Here is a 16,332-nt window from a genome sequence, read left to right on the forward strand (position 1 = left end):
CTTAATCCTCCTGTTACAGATATATATAATAAATATGCAGCAGGAGGACAAGATATACTATTTTAGTTCATTTTCAAAAAACCATTATTGATTATCTCCTGGCAAATATACTGACAGGCCTGAACATCTTCCATTGAATTAGAACTTGCTGCCACAACAGTAATACCCCGTTTGAACTTTAACGCCTTTTCTATAGCCCTTTCTGCAGCAACCCTGGCAGCAAAACTACCATTCATATTATTTGTTCGGGCTATAGTACCAGTAATTACTTCAGGTGCACCATAATTATAGGCTGCATCATAGGCCGTACCACCTGATGGACTAACAACCACAACAATTTTATTAGCAAAATCAGCTAACTCAACAACCTCCCGCCCAATATTGGGTACCACCTCTTCCAGCTCAGCTCCTGCCCTCTCTATTCCCTTTAGAACCTGCTGTATCTCCTTTAATCTATCTTTTTCATTTTGAATTAGTCTCGGTTCAGCTGCAACTATAACAGTTGTATCATGTTTTAAGGCTTTTTTCCCAGCAAAATAGCCTATTTTTTCTGGATTAACTGTAACAGGTACTGTGTTATTATCAGGACTGGCTCCCAGGACAGTAATTGCCCCTGCTTCAAGAACTGCCTCAGATGTAGTAGACATATCTATGACATCTACTATCATAACTACATTACCCTGACGGGCCGCTGCTGCAGCCCCAGATGCATTATAAGTCGTCTGTAATGTTTTAACCCATAACTTTACCATAAAAACCACCTCCACCGGTTTTTATCCTGGCAGCCCCTGAACGTGCCCTAACAATACTACTGGCTATTTTATCACCAACGACCAGCCTTAAATCCTCAAAACTTACTTTATGAAGAATATCCATTTCTGTTGTAAACTTTATTAATAATTTCTCCATTGTTCGCGGACCTATTCCTGGAATATCCAGAAGCGGGATTTGATGGATATAAGCAGGGCGAAATGCTGGTGAATCAGTAACTCCTTTTACACTTATTTCCATAATCCTATCTTTTACTCCCTTTATTACCTTATCTCCCCCACACAGAGGGCATTTTAAGATAAACCCTTTTTCATCAATACCCTGCTGACAATCTTCACAATAACTGTGGTGATATTTACCCAGCCTGGGGTCGAGTCCATAATTAGCTAGTACTTTACGTCCCTTACTATTTTTAAGGGCGAGTATCAGTTCCTTAAAACTTAATTCTTTCAACCTTATTTTATTATACTCCCTGGCTATTTTAGGTAGTGAATGGGCATCTGAATTACTAATAAATGTTTTATCTCTTAATTCAGGTAAATAATCAGCCAAATAAGTATCAGCACTTAAACCTAACTCAATAGCAGGTATCATCTCCCACTCTTGAGTATTAAAAACCTCTTGATAACTACTAAAAGAACGCCCGTAAAAACTCTTATAAGGGGTAAATACATGAGCAGGAATACATACCCCCCCTGTACTATCAATTATTTGTAACAGCTGACTAGCATTTAAACCAGTGGACTGGGAACTTAAAGTAATATTTTTGATATATTCACTCATAATCTCACTAAAGTCTTTTATATTCCTTAAAAAGGGAAAATAAGCAAGGTAATGAGACTGACCGCCATTACTTTCCCTACTTTCTATCTCTGCCCCCAGTATAACTGTTAAATTACCATACTTTATTCCACCATCTGTTAACTCCTCCATCAATCCTTCAGCCAGTAATTTTTCTATATCAGCAATGACCGGTGGTGAAGCACAATCTATAATCCCTATAATATCAAGACCCTTATTTTCAGCAGACTCTTTAAGAATATTCGCAAAGGTCAAACTACGTGAAGCAGTAATCTTTACAGGGTTACCACTGGAAGCTGCTCCTATATGGATATGCAGGTCAGCAAAATATTCACTAAACATTAAAATCCCCTCTTAAATACGTAAGCAAACCAACAATTGTTTTAGCATCCTTAATCCGGCCTGATAAAATACTATCCATTATCTCCCCGGGACTTATCAGGTGATTTTTTATAATCTCATCCTCATCAAAATCAGTACCCACCTCTTCCAACTCTGAAGCTAGATACAAATAAAGAAGCTCATCACTAAAACCTGGAGTAGTATAAAATGAATAAAGATGCTTAATCCTGGCGGCCTTAAAACCTGTTTCCTCAATAAGTTCCCTCCTGGCACAATCCAGCGGGTTTTCACCAGGTTCTAGTTTCCCAGCAGGAAGTTCAAGCAAAGTCTCTTCCACCGGGGTTCTATATTGTTCCACCAGTAAAATTTCCTTTTTTTCTGTAAGAGCCAGAATAGAAACCCCCCCGCTATGTTCAACAACCTCCCGGGTAGAAACCCTTCCATTAGGTAATTTTACCTGATCAATTCTCAGATTAACAATTTTCCCCTGATATATATCTTCTGAATCTATTCTTTCTTCTTTAAAGTCCATAACTCACTCTCCTAGTAATTCTTTTATCCTATTAACAGCCAAACCAGCTGTGCTAAAAAACACCGGGTCATCCTCTAAAGAACGCCCCATACTATAGAAATCAATCCCTGAATTAAAGAGTTTCTCTACAATCCCATCTATTTGATAATAACAACAATTGTGTTTCTCTAAAATATTACAGGCAAGTAATTGTTTTTTCAGTCTATCATCAAGCGGTAGAATAAGCTCTACCGGAAAATCAATTAATTCCTCCAGGATTGTACGGCTATGATGGCTTAAACCAAAATGCCTCTGCCGTTTATCGGCAAAACTAATCCTGGGTACAAAGACACAGGTCCCTCCGATAATATTTATAGCAGAAGATGTAAAACAATCATCAATCCCACTAAATCCATACCTAGTTCCAGTACCAACAATACCTGGACCCATGCCTACAACAATCAGATCCCCCCTAAGAACTTCACGGGCAGCTATCAAAGCAGTAAAAATATTAATAGCCTCCAGGTCACCACCAAAGGAATGTCCAACAGTAATAGTCTTATCAAGGAGTTTTTTCTTTGTTAAAAATTGTACTGTTTTACTAAACCCTATTGATAACGAACCCTGCTCTGTCATAATATAGACAACCCTCTGCTGTGGATAATAACTTTTATAGATTACAAGTAGTGGAGCCAACAGGCTGTGCAGAGGAATTAAAACAACTGGATAGCCATCTAAATTATAATCCTTAGTAAAAATATCATGATAAGGACTGTCTTCTTCTTCGACACTTAAAGTTCTCAATTGACAGGGTGTATAACGGAGTTTCATAATATGACCCTTTTTATCATTTAAACCCCTGGAATTACTGCTTATATTAGAACAGACAAAATGATATCCTCCGGTCCCCAGCTGTAGATTGAAGGCGGTAGTATTTAGTAATACCTTATCACCAGTTTTAATTTCCCCGGTAAGGTAGTTATAATTGACAGCCTTGTACACACCCAATCCTTTAATTAAAACCTCCAGGAAAGAGAGCTCTGTAGTCTTATTAATTACTTTTAATACTCTACCTTTCTCTATTGACATATCATACATTAATAGTAACCCCTACTATCTTTAATCACCTTTATCATTAGTTCAACCAGCTTGATCATATTATGCATACAAACAGTCTCATTACTGGTATGCACCTTCTCCATTCCCACTCCGAGGTTTATTGTTGGCAGACCAAGTTTATTAAAGATATTTGCATCACTTCCCCCACCACTTACCATATAAATAATAGGGATTTTAAGCCCCTCCATGGAATATGCAATCAATCTTATTATATCACTTTCCAGAGGCAATTCAAATCCCGTATATAGTTTTTCAATATTATATTTTACACTACCACCATATTTCTCCACTGCCTGCTTAATTATTTCTTTCATATGCTTAAGCTGTTTTTCTAGTTTAAGATCATTGTGACTTCTTACTTCCCCTTCCAGTTCTACAATCTCTGGTACTATATTAATTGCTTTCCCACCCCTTATCACCCCTATATTTGCTGTTGTTTCCTCATCTATCTGGCCTAGTTTAATATCAGAAATGGCCTTACTGCTAATCTTAATTGCATTGATACCCTCTTCAGGATGCATACCTGCATGAGCTGATTTACCTTTGATCACAGCATTAAATTTAAGCTGTGCTGGGGCCTTATATACAATTGTACCAACATCCCCATCAACATCAAGGACTATTCCCAGGTCAAGACCACTAATTTCTACAGGGTCCAGTTGCCGGGCCCCAAGTAAACCCAGTTCCTCAGCTACAGAGAAAACAACTTTTAAATCACCATGTTCTATTCTTCTTTCCTTAAGTACCCTGATAACTTCCAGAATTGCAGAAACACCAATAAGGTCGTCACCCCCCAGCACCGTATTGCCACTACTATAGATATAATCACCTCTAATAACAGGCTTAATTCCCCTACCAGGTTCTACCCTGTCCATATGTGCTGATAAAAGTATTGCTGGATAATTATCATTTCCTTTAAAATATCCAATAATATTTCCAGCCTGACCACCTATCTTTTTGGCAGTATTATCTTCATGAACTTCCCCACCAAGTGATTTCAATTCAGCACTTAGTCTATCAGCCATCTCCCTTTCTGCAAGTGATATACTATCAATTTGTACCAGCTCCAGAAATAAATCTATTACCCGATTGTTTTTCATCAACAATTCCTCCACTAACACAATTTATAAATTAAATATGTCCATAACTTATACCTATTATTCTGGATATGCTTTTATTCTCCTCCGTAATTATAAATAAAAAAACGACAAAAAGCCTCTTATAGCAGACCTTCTGTCGTAAATAATATCCTAATTATATTTTTAATCCCTAATCTATTAATTCAACCCCATAATCAAGGGCTTTTTCGTTAACTGGTATCAACTCATGTCTTCTTTCAGGCAGAACATTTTTCAAAGATCGCTTAACAGTCTCCATTTTTACAATTCCCTTTCTGGCAAGATAGGCTCCTAACATAACCATATTAGCTATCTGCTTATTCCCTATCTTATCTGCTATATCATTAGCCGGTACCTTAATAATTTCCAGGTCATCTCTTATTACAATTTTGTTGATCAAAGAAGAATTTAAAAGCACAAGTCCACCCTTTTTTACCATTGGTGAAAACTTCTCCCATGAAGGTAGGTTCATCACAATTATTGTATCAGGACGCGAAGACAAAGGTGATGGTATTTTATCACTGGAAACAATTACTGTACAATTTGCTGTGCCACCTCGCATCTCGGGTCCATATGAAGGCATCCAGGATACCTCATCCCCCTCTTTCATCCCCGCATAGGCAATAAGTTTTCCAATAGACATAACTCCCTGGCCACCAAATCCAGCCAAAATAATTTCTTCCTTCATTATACTAATCCACCTCCTTAAATACCCCAAGTGGATATACATCAAGCATATTTTCTGCCAGCCATTTAAGGGCCTGAACCGGACTCATACCCCAGTTAGTTGGACAGGAAGATAAAACCTCTACCGTGGCAAATCCTTTGCCTTCCAGTTGAACCTGAAAGGCCTTTTGGATAGCCTTCTTAGCCTGTCTTATGTGTTTGGGGTCATGAACAGAAACCCTGGCAATATAAGCAGGACCATCCAGGACTGCCAGCATCTCAGATATTTTAATCGGATTACCAGCTAGCCCCTTATCCCTACCATATGGTGATGTTGTAGTCTTCTGTTTATCCAGGGTAGTAGGTGCCATCTGGCCACCTGTCATTCCATAAATAGCATTATTAACAAATACGGTAGATATTAATTCACCACGGTTAGCAGCATGTACAATTTCAGCAGTACCAATTGAAGCCAGGTCACCATCACCCTGATAGGTAAAAACAACTTTATCCTGGTGGACCCGTTTAATTCCAGTAGCAACAGCAGGTGCCCGGCCGTGAGAGGCCTCATGCATATCACAATTAAAATAATCATAGGCCAGAACAGCACAACCAACAGGAGCAACCCCTATCGTATCCTTCCTGACACCAAGTTCATCAATTACCTCTGCTACAAGGCGGTGTATTATACCATGGGTACAGCCTGGGCAATAATGAAATTCTTTATCTGTCAGTGATTCCGGATAAGCAGCTACGATTTTCATCTCTTTACACCCCCAATTTTCTCTATTTCAGCCAGTATTTCTTCTGGAGATGGTACCATACCACCTGTTCTTCCATAGAAATAAACCGGTTTTTCCCCATTTACAGCCAATCGTACATCTTCAACCATCTGCCCGGTACTCATTTCAACAGTCAGGAAATTAACCACTTGCTCTGCTGTTTCATTAATAACCTTTTCTGGAAAAGGGAACAGGCTAATCGGCCTGATTAGTCCAGCCTTGATTCCTTTCTTTCTTGCCATATCGACAGCACTAATTGATATACGAGCCGTAGTCCCATAGGCAACAACTGCCAATTCAGCATCATCCATCTTATATAATTCATAACGCACTTCATTTGCTTTCATTTGCTTATATTTATCTTCCAATTTCATTACATGGTCTTCAAGTTTCTGAGGATCAAGGAAAAGGGAGTTAATAATATTGGGTTTTCTCCCTCTGGCCCCATCAGTAGCCCATTCTTTTAACGGTAAGTCTGCCGGGTCTATCTCCTGTTTAAATTCCACTGGTTCCATCATCTGACCAATCATACCATCTCCCAGAATCATAACCGGGTTTCGGTATCTATCTGCAATATCAAAGGCATCAATCGTCAAATCAACAGCTTCCTGCACAGAAGAAGGTGCCAGTACTGCCAATCTATAGTCACCATGTCCACCACCTTTTGTTGCCTGAAAATAGTCTGCCTGTGAGGGTTGAATCCCACCCAGTCCAGGCCCCCCCCTCATTATATTAACAATAACTGCTGGCAGTTCTGCACCAGCAATATAAGAGATACCTTCCATCTTCAGACTAATACCAGGACTTGATGAAGATGTCAAAACCCTGGCTCCAGCACCGGCAGCACCGTAAACCATGTTACTAGCAGCAACCTCACTCTCTGCCTGGAGGAAAACACCACCAACTTCCGGTAGACGTTTAGACATATATTCTGGTAGGGCATTCTGTGGTGTAATCGGATAACCAAAAAAATACCTACAGCCAGCCTTAATAGCCGCTTCAGCAATCGCTTCATTGCCTTTCATTAAAACCTTATCAACCATCATTTCCCCTCCTCTCATTTATTTACAGGTCGATACACCTCAATAACTACATCAGGGCAGATAAGGGCACATCTCCCACAGCTTATACATTTATCCTGCTCAACCACCTCTGCAGGATGATACCCATGACTATTAATTTTCTCCGCCATTTTTATTATTTCTTTAGGACAAACTGTAGTACACAACTCACAACCCTTACACCGTTCTTCATTAAAAATAACCTTTTTATCACTGGTCATGGCATTACCCCCTTTTTATACATTCAAAATAATTGCTTGAACATTATTGTGCATTTTATTACCTTGTCCTATTAGCTGATATTATTACCTGGTAATAATATAATTCTAGATAAATTTTAAAATTCCTTTATTTTATTAACTCTATAAACCTATTATTATCAAAAAAATATTCTTTTGCCTTTTCTTCACCACTTAATACCCTGTTTGCTCCGGCAACCAGAGCCTTTAATTACTCCTCCTCTAGATAAACCCTTATTGCTAGCAATAAATGCAAAAAGGGATAAGGAGAAAATCCTTATCCCTTTAAAAGGTGTTTACTAACTATTTTCTTTTACAGTAGGACGCAGCCTATCTAACTGTCCCAGTACTACATGAGCAAGTCCAAAACCAACTATACCAGCACCTACACGGTTTTTTACCATCCTAGCACCAATAGTTGAGACAAGCAGGCCCAGGCCACTCACCACCCAGCTAGTAGTCTGGGGATTATTCTTTTTCTGCTTCCTCTGCATTAAACTCAAACCCTTTAAATACATGTAAACACCTCCACCATTATTATTCCATATCAATGGTGAAATACACTTACTTTATTTACCTAAAGTAGCAACCATAACTGCTTTGATAGTATGCATCCTGTTTTCTGCCTGATCAAAAACTTTGGAGTATTTACTATTAAAAACCCTATCTGTAACCTCCATTTCCTCAATATTATATTTCTCATATATGTATTTTCCATTCTCAGTGTCAGTATTATGATAAGCAGGTAAACAATGCAGAAAAATAGGATGATCATTGTTGGTGTTCTTAATCATTTCCATATCAACTTGATAGGGTTTCAACAAATTTATTCTTTTGGCAAATTTATCTTCTTCACCCATAGATACCCAGACATCTGTATAAATAACATCTGCATTTTTTACTCCTGTAACAGGATCATCTGTCTGTCTAATAGCCGCACCAGATTCCCGGGCTAAACTATGGCATTTTTCCTGTAATGCTGGAGCAGGACGCAATTTATCTGGAGATACAATTGTAAAATTCATACCCATAATTGCTGCAGCAATCATAAGTGAGTTGGCCATATTATTCCTGCCATCACCAAGGTATGCAAAATTAACTCCCTTAATATAACCTAGATTTTCCTTAACTGTCAACAAATCAGCCAGAACCTGTGTTGGATGATAACTATCTGTTAACCCATTCCACACAGGCACACCAGCATTGACAGCTAATTCTTCAATTGTCTGATGAGCATATCCACGAAATTCAATACCATCAAACATTCTACCCAGAACACGGGCAGTATCTGCTACACTCTCTTTTTTACCAAGTTGGATATCATTTATGCCTAAAAATTCTGGATAAGCACCTTCATCTCTAGCAGCTACAGCAAAAGCACTCCTTGTCCGGGTAGATGTTTTTTCAAAGATTAAAGCTATATTTTTACCCTCCAGCAAATCACCCTTAATACCAGAATTTTTCTTGATTTTCAGATTTTCAGAGAGTTTTATCAAATAATCGATTTCTTCTCTATTATAATCAAGCAGTGTTAAAAAATTCCTCCCCTTAAGATTATACGGCATATTCAAGCCCCCCTTATCTCCTTTAAAAGATATCTCTAGTATAGGATAAAACTGCTTTAACTGTCAAGGTTCTTTGTTCAATCTGCCTAAATCATCAAACCACTTAAGGAAGTGGTTGGCAGCAATATACTCTGTAAATGAATATTTTTCAGATAATAGATTTAGTAATAAAAGGATAATAACGAAAATTAGCCGTAAACTAAAAGATGTCTGAAGCAGACCGTAAGCCAGAACAGCCCCTAAAACATTGGCACCTGTATCTCCCAGCATAACACTTGCCTTCATTTCATACGGTAAATAAAAAATAGAAATAAAGTAAACTGGAAGATAGTATATATATAATTTAGGATATATAAATAAAATTAAGCTAGATACCAAAATAAAATATTTTATACTTCTACCCGGGCGCAGGTCAAGTAGATTAAAGAAATTAGTAGACAGCAAAATAATCCCTGTATTAATTAATAGATTAAAAAAATCATCTTCTAGTAAAACAAGAAGTACAGCTGCTAAAGCTACAATAGCCTTCAATCCACCTGTTGTAAGACTACCGGAAAGCAAACTGTTAAAATGTCCTTTAAAACCCTGCTGTTCCTTACTGCCTATCATATCATCTAGCAAACTCACTGAGGCAATTATCACTACTAGAAATATTAACCTATCTAAGCCAGTTATTGGGCTAATAAAAAAAAGAAAAAGCCAGTAGAAAAGAAGTGATATACTATAGATTATACCACCTATCACCAGTACCGGCTCACCCCTGTAGTTATTCTTCAGAAGATTTGTCTTTACATAAAATTTGTTCAATCGCATCATCCCTGACTATTAGACTATATTATTTTTAAAAGACCATAAAACAGATAATACTTCTTTAAACTGTTTACCCCGGTGGATAAATCCTGACAAGTCTTTACCACTTACTCTATGTTTAAAATTACAGGGTACTTCTTTATACTGGATATTATTTTTTAAAATAAGCAGATCCATACCTATTTCTAAACCATAACCATTATAAAATGGGGTTATCAAGGGTAAAATTTTGCGTTTAAAAGCTCTCTGTCCGGATAGTGGGGCTTTCATCGCTAACCCAGTTATAGTTTTTAAACTGAAATCAGCAAACTTCCTGAGCAGGCCAACACCACCACCTTTAATTGTTAATAAGGCAATAGTCAAGTCTACTTCCCCAGCTATAATTGGTTTAGCTAATTTTTCTACCTCCCGGGCACTATCACCCAAGTCTGCATCAAGCAAGACAATTATATCACCCTGTGATTCCCTTACACCTACTTCAACCGCACGTCCTTTACCCTGATTTTGCACCAGATTAATTAACCTCACCCTATTCCTATTACATAACAGTGGCGTATTATCTGTAGAACCATCATCAACAACAATGATTTCAGTTATATTGTTTATTTTTTCCAGAGCATCAAGGGTTTTACCGATTATGTCTTCCTCATTATATGCTGGAATAATAATAGAGATATTCATGTTTTTTCTTCCTTCAGAAGGGTAAGGATTAAACCTAATAAGTCTTCTTGGTTATAAAATAAATATTTTTCTTGCTGAACACCTTCAACAGCTTCATTTTTAATTTGATCACAATTCCAATATATTACCTTGTTTATCCCTTCTAAATCATCATTGTTAATGGGTCCATCTATTATATTAATCCAGGCTCCAGCCTTGTTTAAAATTTCCTTTAATTCATTCTTAAATTCAAGAGAAATACTCCCCTGATCTACCATATAATATTTTTTTTCTTTTAAGCTATCTTTTAAGAGAAGGGATAAAATCTCTTTTTCCATCTTCTGACGGTACTCAATTTCTTTCTCCAGCTCAACAAGCTTATCCTGTAAAGAAAGATTCTTATTCTTAATATTATTAATATCACTCCCAATTTTTGTTATTATACGCTTTTGCTCTTCAACGATTCCCTGATCAGCTACAAAACTTGAACCAATTAAAATTCCTATACCTAGAGCAGCAAAAATTGCAGTAATAGTGAAGATATGATAACGAAAGTTTATAATCATACTATCCCTTCTCATAAATGAAATATTATTCTGAATCTTAAGGCTAATAGCTGTAGCAATTGTTTTATATGGGGCGAAAAAAAGACTACAATACTTAAAGGGAGTAATATTGCCAGAAAGACCTGTAACCAGTAGTGATAATATATTTTACTATGATATAGTTTGCTGACACCCTTAGCATCTACCAGTTTATCACCAACCTTTAATCTAGCCAAGAATGTACTGGCCATCCCTGGCCTCCCCTTTTCTAAAAAATCAATCATATTTGTATGGGTACCTACTGCAGTAATTAATTCTGCTCCCTTTTCATAAGCAAGTAGCATTGCTATATCTTCACTGGTTCCAGGGGCAGGAAATAATTCATAATCCAGACCTAATTTTTTTACCCTTTTTAAACCTGGTGCCTTTCCATCAGAATAAGCATGTACTAGAATCACCTTTGCTTTTTTTAAAGAATAATCTGTAACACTATCCATGTCTCCAATTATAATATCAGGGAGATATCCCCTTTCTAAACAGGCATCTGCACCACCATCTACGGCAATAATAATGGGATTCATTTCACGGATATATGATTTAATTGCTGACAGGTCATCTTTATAATCTACCCCCCTGACAACAATAAGCACATGTTTGCCGTTAAAATCAATCCCTAGTTCTGGTGTTTTGATATTGAAAAACTCATTCTTCTCTTTATCAATATAGGAAAGGGTATTATCAAGAAATTTGCTTAATTCCTTTTCCAGATTAGTCCGCGCCTGATTATTTTTATTTTTTACCTGCTCTCTACTTAATTCCTCACCCTTGGCTATTATCTGCCCAGATTTGTAAACTAATCCTTTCTTAAAAAGAATTTCATCACCATTATTCAAGGTTGAAAATAGATCCCCGTCAGATATATCAATTACTGGTATTCCAGCCAGCAATAATATTTCCGGACCAACATTAGGATATCTTCCACTAATTGAAGGTGATAAATTAATAATCGCTTTAACCTGTTTTTCCACAAGTGAGCTGGCGGCAATTTGGTCTACATCTCTATGGTCAATAACGGCAATTTCATTGACCTTTATTTCCTTAACCAGATCTTTAGTCTTTTTATTAAGGATAACCCTTCCTTTTATCATCAAAAACTCCTCCAGGGCTTTTCCTTATTATATGATAGTAGATTCCTTATCATACTGGTATTTTAATACATCTATACTGATAATTAACTGGCCCTTAACTCTAATCTGAGTTTGTCAGCTATTTTGGCTATAAACTGTGAATTAGTAGGTTTACCACTATTAGCAGAAACAGTTGAGCCAAAATATTTGTTTAAGGCAGTTATATTACCACGGTCCCATGAGACCTCAATTGCATGTCGAATCGCCCTCTCTACCCTACTTGGTGTGGTATGAAATTTATTAGCAACTGTTGGATATAATTCTTTAGTAACTGCACCTAAAAATTCAATATCATTAATAACCAGTTCAATGGCTTCTCTTAAATATATGTATCCCTTAATATGGGCGGGAACACCCAGATGATGCATTACCTCAGTAATCCTGACATTTAAATCTACTTTTTTATTACTATTCTGATTACCAGTCAGGACATAGCCATTACTGGAGCTGGTAGGCGGAGTCATCAACTGATCAATTCTTTCCACAAGTTTGTCAAGATCAAATGGTTTCATAATATAATAATTTGCTCCCAGTTCAACAACTCTTTTGGTAACCTCTTCCTGACCAAAAGCAGTCAAGATTATAGTTTTAATGTCTCTGGTCAAATTTAGGTTGTTCATCTCTTCCATAACACCAATACCATCTAAATGAGGCATAATCAGATCGAGTACTAAGACATCTGGTTCTTTTTCTTTAATTAGTCCTAAACCCTCTACACCATTATAAGCTACTCCTACCACATCATAATTTTCCTGTTCATTTAAGTATTCCTCCAACAACTGACAGAACTCCCTATTATCATCAACTAGCACAATTCTAACATTTTCTTCCATAGAATTATCAAACTCCCCCTTTATAATTTTACATAATTTCTCTGACAATAATTAACTTCTACATTAAATTCTAAACACCTGCTTAATAAAGTAAAATTTTATTATTTTTCCATATTTTATATTATACTCCTTATAATATATATTATTTCTTTTTTTATCTAACTTATTGCAGTATATCTTATTTTTTAAAAAACCGGACTAAAAATTACTAGCCCGGTTCATTTCATAAATACCTGTTTGAAGAAGCATCCATTCTGCAAAAACACCATATCCTTTAGTAGGCTCATTAACAAAAACATGAGTTACTGCACCAACCATCCTACCATTTTGAACAATTGGGCTGCCGCTCATTCCCTGTATTATACCACCAGTCATTTCTTTTAATCTCTGGTCAATAATACTAATAATCAACCCTTTATCACCTGGATAACTCTGCTGATAAATTCTCTCAATATTAACATCAAATTCTTCAATTACTCCATCATTTACAACTGTATACATCTTTGCTGGACCTATCTTGACCTGTGAAATTGCTGCTACTGGAACCGGCTCAGAAAAGTAAGGATTGTTAGGTATAGTATGAAGGTTTCCATAGATACCAAATTTATTATTTGTAACGATATCTCCGATCACATTATCAGTTTGAAAGAAGGTTCCTAATTTTTCACCTGGCAAACCCTTTTTCCCTGAATTTATACCTGATATTTTAGCCTCAATGATTTTGCCTTCCCTGACCTCTATTCTGTTATTACTATTAGCTTCAGTAATTTCATGACCGAGGGCTCCATATTCCTTTTTTTCTGTTTCATAAAATGTTAATGTTCCTACACCTGCAACCCCATCATCAACATAAAGACCAATCATGTAGATTCCCTGTTTATTTTCTACTGCTTTTAAATTTACAGCCCTTAATTTCCCCTGCTGGGTTTTTATCTTTAAAGAAAGTGGTAAACCCTGTTCTGCTATTTTTTGAATATTTGAAGCCAGTTTTAATTTGTCGTTTATCTCACTCCCATTAATCTCCAGTATTGTATCACCTACTTCGATACCTGCTTCCCGGGCAGGATAATAACGATGACCATTCTTGCTCTCCACAAAAGATTTACCAACCACCATAACCCCCTTACTCCTTAATAAAACGCCAATAGCCTGACCTCCAGGAAAAACTTTAATCTCAGGTAAAACATTAACTGTAATACTTTTAAAAGGAAAAATACCAAATAATTTTAAATCCATTGATACCTTACCAATTTGATTGGCTTTAACTTTAAGACCGTTACCAGGATTAAGAGAAATATCATCAATATCATTAATCGTCCTACCATTAATCTCTAAACTAATATCCCTCTCTCCATTAATTGATAAATTAAAAGGAAACTCAAATAAAAATGTCTCTTCTCCCTTTATTAATGAAAAAGAACCCGGTATTTGATAAAATAAAATAAAATAAAATGAAATTAAAAATAAAATAAGTCCAAATAAAAAAACAATCCCTATTTTTTTCCGCAAAGACATCACTCCTAAGATAAATATAAAATAGGCGCCTCTATATCTTAGAGTAGCCTATGGGATTGCTTGTTATTCAGTTATATATTGCCAGGATAATTAAATCATTTTAGACTTTTTATCATCAGCTAAAGTAAGCATTTCTTCAGCATGCTTCATAGTTGTATCAGTTAATGTAACACCACCCAGCATCCTGGCCAGTTCTTCTTTTTGCCCCATCTGGTCAAGGGAATATATATCTGTATAGGTATGATTGACATCTGTTTTTTTACTAATAAAGAAATGATTATCAGCCATGCTGGCAATCTGGGGTAGATGGGTAATACAAATAACCTGTCGTTTTTGACTAATTAAGGCCAGTTTTTCTGCCATCATCTGAGCTGTTTTGCCGCCAACACCACTATCTACCTCATCAAAAATTAGTGTATCAACCTGGTCAATATGGGCAATAATAGTTTTAAGGGCCAACATTATCCTTGATAGTTCACCCCCAGAGGCAATTTTAGCAAGTGGTTTTAACTCCTCCCCACGATTAGTAGAAATCATAAATTCAACCCGATCTATACCATTGTCAGCTAGTTTTTTTTCTTTAAATTTAATTTTTAAAATCGTATCCTTCATAGCTAGATCTATTAACTCCTGAGAAATCATCTCTTCTAATTTTACAGCCTTAGCCTGTCGAATTTTAGATAATTTCCGGGCCGTTTCATAATAATTTTCTTCAATTTCATGTAATTCTTTTCTTAATTTCTTTATTAGTAAATCCTGGGATTTTAAATCACTTAAGCTCTGCTTTATTTCATCTTTATAAGTTAGTATTTCTGAAACAGTTTTTCCGTATTTCCTCTGCAGAGCAGTTATCTGGGAAATTCTGCTTTCGACAATTTTCAATCTATGATCATCATATTCTAAGCTATCATAATAATTATGTAGCTGAAAACCCAATTCTTCAAGTTGATAATAGATATCTTTAATAATATCATAAAATTCTTCAAGATTGGAATCATAATCTTTGATATTTTCCATCTCTTTCATAAAAAAACCAATTTCTTCTAGTGTCGAATGTTTATTATAATCTTCCCCATTAATTGCATTATAGATACTCCCAACACTAGTATAAATGTCTTCCATATTTGTTAAAATCTTGTATTCCTTCTCCAATCCTTCCATTTCATCTTCTTGAAGACCTGCATTTTCTATTTCTGAAATTTGAAATTCCAGTAAATCTATCTGCCTGGCTTTTTCCGTTTCATCTATTTCAATCTCCAATAATTTATTTCTTAATTCTTTTATCCTGGCAAATTTTTCGGCAACCATATCCTTGAGTTTAGACTCCTTATCAACAATAAATTCATCAAGCAGATCAAGTTGAGAAGTCGAATCCAGAATCAATTGATGTTCATGTTGACCATGAATATCAACTAAATACCTGCTTATCTCTTTAATCATACCAGCCGTAGCCAGTTGGCCATTTATTCTATTACGGTTCCGACCATTTTCCCTTATTTCCCTGGACAAAAGAATCATCTTTTCTTCTGGCTCAATCCCTACTTCCATAAGATAGCTGTTAATTTCTTTAAGTTTACGCGGCTCAAAAACAGCTTCAATATAGGCTGTTTCCTGACCAGTTCTTATTAAATCAGAAGAGGCACGGGCTCCCAGTAATATTTCAAGGGCTCCTATGATAATAGATTTACCAGCACCAGTCTCTCCTGTTAAAACATTAAGACCATCCCTAAATTGTATTTCAAGCTCATCTATCAAAGCATAGTTTTTGACCCGAAAATCAACTAACATAATACACTCTCCCTTCTCT

At 36.2% G+C, this 16,332-nt stretch carries 18 protein-coding genes; all 18 read right to left on the reverse strand.

The window, feature by feature from the left end; all coding sequences use genetic code 11:
- Positions 1-62: 62 nt before the first annotated feature.
- On the reverse strand, positions 63-752 hold the full coding sequence (locus GM661_RS11150; RefSeq protein ID WP_230866911.1) for a hypothetical protein: 690 nt from the start codon (positions 750-752) through the stop codon (positions 63-65).
- Entirely contained in the window at positions 733-1,914 is a 1,182-nt protein-coding gene (locus GM661_RS11155; RefSeq protein WP_230866912.1) for an endonuclease Q family protein, read from the reverse strand. Before GM661_RS11155 ends, GM661_RS11150 begins: the two co-directional genes overlap by 20 nt.
- Entirely contained in the window at positions 1,907-2,446 is a 540-nt protein-coding gene (locus GM661_RS11160) for an NUDIX domain-containing protein (protein WP_230866913.1), read from the reverse strand. Before GM661_RS11160 ends, GM661_RS11155 begins: the two co-directional genes overlap by 8 nt.
- 3 nt (positions 2,447-2,449) lie before the next feature.
- Positions 2,450-3,523 (reverse strand): DUF3866 family protein, encoded by a 1,074-nt coding sequence (locus tag GM661_RS11165; RefSeq protein WP_230866914.1) that lies wholly within the window; start codon positions 3,521-3,523, stop codon positions 2,450-2,452.
- Entirely contained in the window at positions 3,523-4,644 is a 1,122-nt protein-coding gene (locus tag GM661_RS11170) for a M20/M25/M40 family metallo-hydrolase (protein ID WP_230866915.1), read from the reverse strand. The genes GM661_RS11165 and GM661_RS11170 overlap by 1 nt, the downstream gene beginning before the upstream one ends.
- A gap of 169 nt (positions 4,645-4,813) precedes the next feature.
- Entirely contained in the window at positions 4,814-5,350 is a 537-nt protein-coding gene (locus tag GM661_RS11175; protein WP_230866916.1) for a 2-oxoacid:acceptor oxidoreductase family protein, read from the reverse strand.
- A gap of 4 nt (positions 5,351-5,354) precedes the next feature.
- The gene (locus GM661_RS11180; protein WP_230866917.1) at positions 5,355-6,092 is read right to left on the reverse strand and encodes a thiamine pyrophosphate-dependent enzyme; all 738 of its coding nucleotides are present in this window, start codon (positions 6,090-6,092) and stop codon (positions 5,355-5,357) included.
- Positions 6,089-7,153, reverse strand: a complete 1,065-nt coding sequence (locus tag GM661_RS11185) for a 3-methyl-2-oxobutanoate dehydrogenase subunit VorB (protein WP_125992207.1) — start codon at positions 7,151-7,153, stop codon at positions 6,089-6,091. Before GM661_RS11185 ends, GM661_RS11180 begins: the two co-directional genes overlap by 4 nt.
- 14 nt (positions 7,154-7,167) lie before the next feature.
- On the reverse strand, positions 7,168-7,392 hold the full coding sequence (locus GM661_RS11190; RefSeq protein WP_125990700.1) for a 4Fe-4S binding protein: 225 nt from the start codon (positions 7,390-7,392) through the stop codon (positions 7,168-7,170).
- Between the two features lie 317 nt (positions 7,393-7,709).
- Positions 7,710-7,904 (reverse strand): hypothetical protein, encoded by a 195-nt coding sequence (locus GM661_RS11195; RefSeq protein WP_125990701.1) that lies wholly within the window; start codon positions 7,902-7,904, stop codon positions 7,710-7,712.
- A 75-nt stretch (positions 7,905-7,979) separates the two neighbouring features.
- Positions 7,980-8,975, reverse strand: a complete 996-nt coding sequence (gene argF / locus GM661_RS11200) for an ornithine carbamoyltransferase (protein WP_230866919.1) — start codon at positions 8,973-8,975, stop codon at positions 7,980-7,982.
- A gap of 63 nt (positions 8,976-9,038) precedes the next feature.
- Positions 9,039-9,782 carry an MraY family glycosyltransferase gene (locus GM661_RS11205; protein WP_230866920.1) on the reverse strand — a complete coding sequence of 248 codons (744 nt, stop codon included), beginning with the start codon at positions 9,780-9,782 and terminating at the stop codon, positions 9,039-9,041.
- 18 nt (positions 9,783-9,800) lie between these two features.
- The gene (locus tag GM661_RS11210; RefSeq protein WP_230866921.1) at positions 9,801-10,466 is read right to left on the reverse strand and encodes a glycosyltransferase family 2 protein; all 666 of its coding nucleotides are present in this window, start codon (positions 10,464-10,466) and stop codon (positions 9,801-9,803) included.
- Positions 10,463-11,011, reverse strand: coding sequence for a copper transporter (locus GM661_RS11215; RefSeq protein ID WP_230866922.1), 549 nt, complete (start codon positions 11,009-11,011; stop codon positions 10,463-10,465). The genes GM661_RS11210 and GM661_RS11215 overlap by 4 nt, the downstream gene beginning before the upstream one ends.
- A gap of 11 nt (positions 11,012-11,022) precedes the next feature.
- A complete protein-coding gene (steA, locus tag GM661_RS11220) occupies positions 11,023-12,141 on the reverse strand; it encodes a putative cytokinetic ring protein SteA (RefSeq protein ID WP_407929593.1) in 1,119 nt (372 codons plus the stop codon).
- Positions 12,142-12,221: 80 nt separating this feature from the next.
- Positions 12,222-13,010 carry a sporulation transcription factor Spo0A gene (spo0A, locus tag GM661_RS11225; RefSeq protein ID WP_125990707.1) on the reverse strand — a complete coding sequence of 263 codons (789 nt, stop codon included), beginning with the start codon at positions 13,008-13,010 and terminating at the stop codon, positions 12,222-12,224.
- A 198-nt stretch (positions 13,011-13,208) separates the two neighbouring features.
- On the reverse strand, positions 13,209-14,519 hold the full coding sequence (spoIVB, locus tag GM661_RS11230) for a SpoIVB peptidase (protein WP_230866924.1): 1,311 nt from the start codon (positions 14,517-14,519) through the stop codon (positions 13,209-13,211).
- 96 nt (positions 14,520-14,615) lie between these two features.
- Complete coding sequence (gene recN / locus GM661_RS11235) at positions 14,616-16,313, reverse strand: DNA repair protein RecN (protein ID WP_230866925.1); 1,698 nt, start codon at positions 16,311-16,313, stop codon at positions 14,616-14,618.
- Positions 16,314-16,332: the final 19 nt, after the last annotated feature.

It is taken from the genome of Iocasia fonsfrigidae, assembly GCF_017751145.1.
Taxonomy (GTDB): Bacteria; Bacillota; Halanaerobiia; order Halanaerobiales; family DTU029; genus Iocasia; species Iocasia fonsfrigidae.

Bases quoted from the DNA above. Each gene is read 5' to 3' on its own strand.
- GM661_RS11215 (WP_230866922.1), bottom strand. From the start codon at position 11,011: ATGATTATAAACTTTCGTTATCATATCTTCACTATTACTGCAATTTTT.
- GM661_RS11190 (WP_125990700.1), bottom strand. From the start codon at position 7,392: ATGACCAGTGATAAAAAGGTTATTTTTAATGAAGAACGGTGTAAGGGT.
- GM661_RS11155 (WP_230866912.1), bottom strand. From the start codon at position 1,914: ATGTTTAGTGAATATTTTGCTGACCTGCATATCCATATAGGAGCAGCT.
- recN (WP_230866925.1), bottom strand. From the start codon at position 16,313: ATGTTAGTTGATTTTCGGGTCAAAAACTATGCTTTGATAGATGAGCTT.
- GM661_RS11160 (WP_230866913.1), bottom strand. From the start codon at position 2,446: ATGGACTTTAAAGAAGAAAGAATAGATTCAGAAGATATATATCAGGGG.
- GM661_RS11165 (WP_230866914.1), bottom strand. From the start codon at position 3,523: ATGTATGATATGTCAATAGAGAAAGGTAGAGTATTAAAAGTAATTAAT.
- GM661_RS11210 (WP_230866921.1), bottom strand. From the start codon at position 10,466: ATGAATATCTCTATTATTATTCCAGCATATAATGAGGAAGACATAATC.
- GM661_RS11195 (WP_125990701.1), bottom strand. From the start codon at position 7,904: ATGCAGAGGAAGCAGAAAAAGAATAATCCCCAGACTACTAGCTGGGTG.
- GM661_RS11185 (WP_125992207.1), bottom strand. From the start codon at position 7,153: ATGGTTGATAAGGTTTTAATGAAAGGCAATGAAGCGATTGCTGAAGCG.
- spo0A (WP_125990707.1), bottom strand. From the start codon at position 13,010: ATGGAAGAAAATGTTAGAATTGTGCTAGTTGATGATAATAGGGAGTTC.
- GM661_RS11170 (WP_230866915.1), bottom strand. From the start codon at position 4,644: ATGAAAAACAATCGGGTAATAGATTTATTTCTGGAGCTGGTACAAATT.
- argF (WP_230866919.1), bottom strand. From the start codon at position 8,975: ATGCCGTATAATCTTAAGGGGAGGAATTTTTTAACACTGCTTGATTAT.
- GM661_RS11180 (WP_230866917.1), bottom strand. From the start codon at position 6,092: ATGAAAATCGTAGCTGCTTATCCGGAATCACTGACAGATAAAGAATTT.
- GM661_RS11175 (WP_230866916.1), bottom strand. From the start codon at position 5,350: ATGAAGGAAGAAATTATTTTGGCTGGATTTGGTGGCCAGGGAGTTATG.
- GM661_RS11150 (WP_230866911.1), bottom strand. From the start codon at position 752: ATGGTAAAGTTATGGGTTAAAACATTACAGACGACTTATAATGCATCT.